The 1,016-nt window shown below is 64.3% G+C and carries 1 protein-coding gene; it reads left to right on the forward strand.

Features of this window, described 5'->3' with window-relative positions:
- The coding region (locus C8K38_RS26765; RefSeq protein WP_146179122.1) for a (Fe-S)-binding protein at positions 1–1,016 on the forward strand (1,016 nt) is incomplete at both ends.

Genomic DNA, 1,016 nt, shown 5'->3' on the forward strand with positions numbered 1-1,016 from the left:
ACCCTGTGGTCGTGCACCAACTGCGGCGCCTGCGTCGAGCAGTGCCCCGTCGACATCGAACACGTCGACCACATCATCGACATGCGCCGCTACCAGGTGCTCATCGAGTCGGAGTTCCCGTCCGAGCTGGCCGGGCTGTTCAAGAACCTCGAGAACAAGGGCAACCCCTGGGGCCAGAACTCCAAGGACCGCCTCAACTGGATCAACGAGATGGACTTCGAGATCCCCGTCTACGGCAAGGACGCCGACACCTTCGAGGACTACGAATACCTGTTCTGGGTCGGCTGCGCCGGCGCCTACGAGGACCGCGCCAAGAAGACCACCAAGGCCGTCGCCGAACTGCTCGCCACCGCGGGCGTGAAGTTCATGGTCCTCGGCGCCGACGAAACCTGCACCGGTGACTCCGCTCGCCGCGCCGGCAACGAGTTCCTGTTCCAGCAGCTCGCGATGCAGAACATCGAGACACTCAACAACGTCTTCGACGGTATCGAACAGTCCAAGCGCAAGATCGTCGTCACCTGCGCGCACTGCTTCAACGCGCTCGGCAACGAGTACCCGGAGGTGGGCGGCGACTACGAGGTCGTGCACCACACCCAGCTGCTCAACCGCCTGGTGCGGCAGAAGAAGCTGATCCCCGTCGCCTCGGTCAACGAGGACGTCACCTACCACGACCCGTGCTTCCTCGGCCGCCACAACAAGGTCTACGACGCGCCCCGTGAACTGATGGCCGCCACCGGCAGCAACCTCAAGGAAATGCCGCGTCACGGCGAACGATCCATGTGCTGTGGCGCCGGCGGTGCGCGCATGTGGATGGAAGAGAACATCGGCAAGCGCATCAACGTCGACCGCGTCGACGAAGCGCTGTCCACGGATCCGAAGAAGATCGCGACCGGCTGCCCCTTCTGCCGCGTCATGCTCACCGACGGCGTCACCGCACGCCAGGAATCGGGCCAGGGCGAAGGCGTCGAGGTCGTCGACGTCGCGCAGATGATGCTCGAATCCATCACCCGCCTCGA

Origin of the sequence: Rhodococcus sp. OK611, assembly GCF_003050885.1 — a bacterium.
Taxonomy (GTDB): domain Bacteria; phylum Actinomycetota; class Actinomycetes; order Mycobacteriales; family Mycobacteriaceae; genus Rhodococcus_G; species Rhodococcus_G oryzae.